This is a genomic window from Fluviicola sp. (assembly GCF_030151805.1).
In the GTDB taxonomy this organism is placed as follows: domain Bacteria; phylum Bacteroidota; class Bacteroidia; order Flavobacteriales_D; family Crocinitomicaceae; genus Fluviicola.
The window spans coordinates 24746-31142 of sequence record NZ_JASLCN010000046.1 but is presented as its reverse complement, the minus strand read 5'-3'; the positions used below and the strand labels follow the sequence as shown (position 1 = coordinate 31142).

General features: G+C 39.1%; 5 protein-coding genes. 2 read left to right on the top strand and 3 right to left on the bottom strand.

Annotated elements, in window-relative coordinates; translation table 11 throughout:
• Together Q1V93_RS01830 and Q1V93_RS01825 are read left to right on the top strand one after the other, a co-directional pair.
• The coding region (locus tag Q1V93_RS01830; RefSeq protein WP_300660684.1) for a hypothetical protein at positions 1 to 1116 on the top strand (1116 nt) is incomplete at its 5' end.
• A 58-nt stretch (positions 1117 to 1174) separates the two neighbouring features.
• Positions 1175 to 3475 (top strand): helix-turn-helix domain-containing protein, encoded by a 2301-nt coding sequence (locus Q1V93_RS01825; protein ID WP_300660683.1) that lies wholly within the window; start codon positions 1175 to 1177, stop codon positions 3473 to 3475.
• A 28-nt stretch (positions 3476 to 3503) separates the two neighbouring features.
• Here the strand turns inward: Q1V93_RS01825 and Q1V93_RS01820 are convergent, their stop codons facing one another.
• The 3 genes from Q1V93_RS01820 to metK all read right to left on the bottom strand — a co-directional run bounded on the left by Q1V93_RS01820 (position 3504) and on the right by metK (position 6084).
• Positions 3504 to 4001 (bottom strand): helix-turn-helix transcriptional regulator, encoded by a 498-nt coding sequence (locus Q1V93_RS01820; RefSeq protein ID WP_300660682.1) that lies wholly within the window; start codon positions 3999 to 4001, stop codon positions 3504 to 3506.
• An 11-nt stretch (positions 4002 to 4012) separates the two neighbouring features.
• Positions 4013 to 4531 carry a hypothetical protein gene (locus Q1V93_RS01815; RefSeq protein WP_300660681.1) on the bottom strand — a complete coding sequence of 173 codons (519 nt, stop codon included), beginning with the start codon at positions 4529 to 4531 and terminating at the stop codon, positions 4013 to 4015.
• Between the two features lie 272 nt (positions 4532 to 4803).
• Positions 4804 to 6084 carry a methionine adenosyltransferase gene (gene metK, locus Q1V93_RS01810; RefSeq protein ID WP_300660680.1) on the bottom strand — a complete coding sequence of 427 codons (1281 nt, stop codon included), beginning with the start codon at positions 6082 to 6084 and terminating at the stop codon, positions 4804 to 4806.
• Between the last annotated feature and the right edge of the window lie 313 nt (positions 6085 to 6397).

Here is a 6397-nt window from a genome sequence, read left to right as displayed (position 1 = left end):
GTAAAAAGCGGATTATACAATGAATTCGAAGACATGCTTCTTTTTCCGGAAAAGTGGAAAGACACCTTGAGGCTTTCTATTGTGATGACGTCCAAAGAAACACAATTGGAAGAAGTAACCATCACCGCCAACGATATTTTCTGGGCCTATCCGAGAAAACAAGCCAATGTAATGGATTTCAAAATACAACCGGACGGAAATATGTTGCTTTGCTGTAGTGACGAACACAACTACTTCCTGAGACACCTGAATCCGATGGGAGACAAAATCTATGAAACAACAATCCGGAAACACCCCAAACAACTGCGCCAGGATTGTGGAGGAAGGGTTCACTTAGTTTATAAAGACAGTATTTATGAAACTTCTGTTGTCGGAGAATCAGTTGGTATTTTCTCCCCGGTACCTTATTACAAAGCCATCGGGTTAATTGATAACTGTTCTTACTCCGACGACACTTCCATCATTATCCGGTCTTACCTCTACCAGAATCAATACCTGGATTACCGCTTGATCACAAAGAAAACAAGAAGCACCAAGTTACTTTACGTGTGCCAGGACCGACAAAAAAGCAGGCAGCTGAAGGATTACCAAAAAGACAATAAACTCACAGTTAGTGAAATCCTCCGGCAGTCTGATGCCAATCATTCCGACAATCTTTCGAATAAATACAGCGAACTGAAAAAAGAGCGCGATCGCTGGGCAACACAACAATTTTACAACTTCATTGTTTTTAAACCCTTATACGCTCCGTTATTTGAACTCAACGATTCCTTGTTTATTTTTGATCATGTCAATGATTCTGCGATCGTTTTCACAAAATCCGGTTTGCGCGTCAGAAGCTTCCCTATTTCTTACCAATACTTCAGAGGCTGGAAAAGCGAACTCATCCCGAATATTGAAAAAACACAGGTATATGCCCGTTTCGAAAATGACGGATTGACGTATTTAAAAAAGATCAACCTGGCGAACGGAAAAATTGAAAGCGAAGTCCAAATCAAAAAACACATCTTCCCCGAGCACATTCAAATTCGCGAAGATTTCATCTATTATATCTACAAAGATTACCTCGATTTGAGTATGCATTACATATTCAAGCAGCATTTAACAAAACCCTGAAGAAAGATTGTATGTCAGCTTGTAGATAACGCTAATTTTGCTTAACTTCAAGTAAGTCATGAAAAACAACGAAACAATCAGTAATCCTGCGGAATTCACTGAACGATTTATCAATCAAACAAACAGTCCCGTTTTTTTAACCGGGAAAGCCGGAACAGGGAAAACAACCCTTCTCCGGAAGATTGTAGAGACAACTCATAAAAACACTGTCATTGTTGCTCCTACCGGAATTGCAGCTTTAAATGCCGGAGGTGTTACCATCCATTCGTTCTTTCAGCTTCCCTTCAGTTCATTCATTCCTGAATTTGTTTCGGAAGGATTGGTGAATGGAAACACCAAGTTTGAATCGAAGGAAACACTGAAACGTCATTTTCATTTCAATAAAACCCGGCAAAACCTCATCCGGAGTGTTGAATTACTGATCATTGACGAAGTTTCGATGCTGCGTGCCGATTTATTGGATGCAATTGACTGGACTTTGAGAAATGTACGCAGAAACAACGATCCTTTCGGGGGAGTTCAGGTATTGTTTATCGGCGATTTATTGCAGCTTCCTCCCGTTATCAAACCGGAAGAATGGAACTTACTTAAAAATCATTATCACGGAATTTTCTTTTTCAACGCACATGTTTTCAAGGAGCAAGCTCCGGTTTACATCGAGCTGGATAAGATTTTCCGCCAGGACGACCAATTGTTTATCGACCTTCTGAATCATTTACGGAACAATGAAATCACTTCTGAAGATCAGAAATTGCTGGAAAAGTATGTCAATCCGCATTTCGACTCCACCAAAGAAGAAGGATATATTACCTTAACAACACACAACTCAAAAGCAGATCAGCTAAACGCTACGGCATTGAATTCACTTGTGGAAAAATCCGTGACATATTCAGCTGAGATCAAGGGCGATTTCCCCCCTCATTTGTTTCCGTTAGAAAAAGAGACCGAATTGAAAGTCGGGGCGCAGATCATGTTCATCAAGAATGACATGTCTTTTGAGAAAAACTTCTACAACGGGAAAATGGGAGTTATCAAATCCCTGACCAGCGAAGAAATTGAAGTTTTCTTCAAAGATGAAAAGCGAAGCATCGTTGTGGAGAAATACGAATGGAACAACATCAAATATTCACTCAATGAACAATCCGGTGAGATTGAAGAGGAAATACTCGGAACCTTTGTGCATTACCCCATTAAACTTGCCTGGGCGATTACCATTCACAAAAGCCAGGGATTAACTTTCGATAAAGCAGTACTGGACGTTTCCCAGGTTTTTGCTCCCGGACAAGCTTATGTTGCGCTATCAAGACTTCGCAGTCTTTCCGGGCTGGTTCTTTTGAAACCACTGTCTATGAATGGCTTGATCAACGACCAGCAGGTGGTTTCCTATTCTTCCAACAAAGCCCCGGAAGATGCAATGAAATTGTTTCTCGACAGGGAAACCGCCCGATTCATTTATACAAGTCTTTTTCAGGCTTTCGATTGGTACGATTACACCACTAAATGGGCAACTTTTGAATTAGGCCTCAAACTTCAGGGACCAAAAACCGAAAAAGGAAAAGACAAATCCTGGGCAGCCAATCAGCTGCAAACGGTGCAAACCACTTTTGACGCTGCACGCAAATTCCAAAACCAACTGACCAATATCTTTTCCAAAGAAAATCCCGACTGGACATTTGTTCATGAACGCGTACAGGCCGCTTACCTGTATTTCTTTAAGCCGTTGGATGCACAAGTCTATTCGATTATGAAAAGGCGCTACGAGCTTTCTAAAATCAAAAAAACGAAGAGTTATCATGACGAACTGGAAGAATTGGAACAGGAAGTGGTAGGAGTTGTTCATCGTTTGATGAAAGCACGCTTATTGATGGAAGCTGTGGCCAACCAAAAACCATTTACCAAAGAAACAATCAAAGCTCCGGAGCTGACCAATTATGTTATTGCAAAAAGTCACAGCATTCAGCAGGAATTAAGAGCAAACCGTTCGATGCTCGATGAAATGATGGAAGAAGAATACACCGATGTCGTTCAACTCGTCAAACAGAAAAAGGTTAAAGAGGAAAAAGTGGTTAAGAAAGACACGTACGAAACCACGTTTGAATTGTACGAACAAGGGAAAACAATGGAAGAAATCGCCCGCGAACGTCAGTTAGGTGTTTCAACCATTGAAGGACATTTCGTCAAACTGATCCGCCAGGAAAAAATCGACATCACAGCTCTTTTAGATCCGAAACGAATCAGTGAGATTGAAACTTACCTGGAAGGAACCGAAGGAAAATCTCTTGGAACAATCAAAGATGAATTGGGCGATAAAGTGACTTACGGGGAACTGAAATTGGTTCAGGCGTCGAAGATGTTGTAAATTCAATCATTCACAATATCTTATTTTCCTAAGCCGATAACAGATCTTCCAACTTATAGTTATCGTATTCACCTTTATGAGCTTTTTTCATTTGGATCAGCTCATTCTTAAGCTGAATTTCCAACAATGTTTCCGCATGAACATTAAACAGCTTTTCCAGCTTCAAAAGATGTTCTATCGCAAATTTTCGCTCTCCATTGAAGTATTTATTAATATTTCGCGGAGAAATCTCAATATATTCGGCAAATGCTCCCTTTCTAACTTTTATCTGGTCTAATAATTCATACAAGAATTGCCCTAATTGAATGATTTCTTTAGGATTTTCATTTTCAATATAATCAATCAATGAAAATCGAAAACCTAATAAAATATCTTTAATCTTATCTTCCTTAGACCTTTTGTTATACAAATTTTCTCTGTATTCCCGGACTTGATCCTGTTCTGCCTCAGTCAATTTATGTTCATAATCAGGATTCCCGATAATATCATCAAATTCAATGTCTATTTTATTTCTGTTTTTCTTCATGTTATAGTCTTTTATATTAAATCATTATTCAAATACTCACTGATAAGAAGTTCACTTTGGTCAGGATAAATTTCCATATAGCCAAACGGATTCCTGGCAGCCATATATTTTGTTCGATACAGGTCTTCAAGATACCGCTCCGAGTCTTCATGCTTAGCAAAAGCCTTAAAAGTTAAAATCCCTTTATTGAAACCAATTTCTTCTTTAAAACTCAACCGACAAGCATATGCAATCAAACAACCAGCTACTCTTTTATGCTTTCCCTCACGTCCCCAATTATGAGGAGCAACTTCCAGGTAATCCATGAATGCCCCAAAAGTTTCATGGATTGAAAAAATCATACATCCTTCAATAATAGTTGAAGATTCTTCTCTTACCAGAACAAACGCTCGTTTTCCTTTTGCAAGGCTATGTTTACTAAAATCAAATGACCAACCATTGGTTAATGAAGGCATTTCCTTTTTTCCGCCCACCCTTATCTCTGCGTTAATCAACTGATTCGAATCAACTTCTAATATTTTCACTTTCATTCAATGCCATAGTTTCCGGTTATTAGTTATTCGAAAGATACAAATTTATCGTCGGATTTGTACGACTATTTTGTTAATTCGTCAAAATTGTATGAAAATAAAAAATCACAGAGCAAAAGCCCTGTGATTTTACCAAATTACCATAAACTACTTGCAAATAAATCCAAACCAACAGGACTTATTTTCCTATAGAATACAATCTTACAAAAAGGTAACAAAAAACCCCGGTCTTCTTTCGAAGCCGGGGTTTCTATATGCTGTTGAGCTCTTTCTTACAATCCGAAAGCAGCTTTTACTTTATCTACAAAGTCTAGTTTCTCCCAAGTGAACAATTCAACTTCTTTTACAACCTGCGTTCCGTCAGGAGCGTTGAATGTTTTCTTCACTACTTCATTCTTACGCCCCATGTGACCGTAAGCAGCAGTTTCAGAATAAATCGGGTTTCTCAATTTCAAACGTTGCTCAATTGCATAAGGGCGCATGTCGAAAATCTCCGCACATTTCTTAGCAATTTCACCGTCAGTCATATTTACTTTCGAAGTTCCGTACGTGTTGATGAACAATCCACAAGGCTTAGCAACACCAATTGCATAAGAAACTTGTACCAACACCTCATCACACAAACCTGCAGCAACCAAATTCTTTGCGATATGACGCGTAGCGTAAGCTGCAGAACGGTCTACCTTAGAAGGATCTTTTCCGGAGAAAGCTCCACCACCATGAGCACCTTTTCCACCGTAAGTATCAACGATAATCTTACGACCTGTCAAACCTGTATCTCCGTGAGGTCCTCCGATAACGAATTTTCCTGTCGGGTTGATATGGTAAGTGATCTGATCGTTAAACAACGCTTGCAATTCCGGCTTCAATTTCGCTTTCACACGAGGAATGACGATGTTCACGATATCGTCATTGATTTTCTTCAACATTTCAGCTTCTGTTCCGAAATCATCGTGCTGTGTAGAAACAACAATTGTATCAATACGCTGCGGAACATTATCATCAGAATATTCGATTGTTACCTGGGATTTTGCATCCGGGCGCAAATAAGCGATAATATGGGATTCGTTGTTACGGATTCGGGACAATTCCTGTAAGATATTGTGTGCCAAATCCAAAGCCAATGGCATGTAGTTTTCAGTTTCTTTCGTTGCGTAACCAAACATCATTCCCTGGTCTCCAGCTCCCTGAGCTTCTGCTTTCGCTTCAAAATCATCATTTGAAACCTTGCGGTCAACTCCCTGGTTGATATCAGAAGATTGGTCATGAATGGCAGAAAGAATTCCACAAGAATTCGCTTCAAACATGTATTCAGACTTGGTATATCCAATTTTACGGATCACTTCACGAGCAATCGTCTGAACATCCAAATATGTATTCGTTTTTACCTCTCCGGCCAAAACTACCTGTCCTGTCGTTACTAAGGTTTCGCAAGCGACTTTCGACGTCGGGTCAAAAGCCATAAAGTTATCAATTAGCGCATCTGAGATCTGATCCGCTACTTTATCCGGGTGTCCTTCAGAAACAGATTCTGAGGTAAACAAGTATGACATAGTCCTTGATTATAAAATTTATGGGTGCGAAATTAGTGAAAAAAAAGAAAAAGATTCCCGAATGTTGAAAAAACAGATGTTAATATTCCATTAAATTAGTAGATTAATCCTCGAAAAGGAATAAATCAGATGAAAGTCAAGCATCTTTACATGATAAATTGCTACTTTTCGAACAGGTGAAATGACCTCACCAGAAATAAAAAAGTCAATCAGTTTCATTGCCTTTCAAGTGAAACGCAAAGAATCATTTGATCTCATAGATTGTTGAATGCCAATCGTATTATGGTACTGCTTCAATTTAAGGAAAATGATT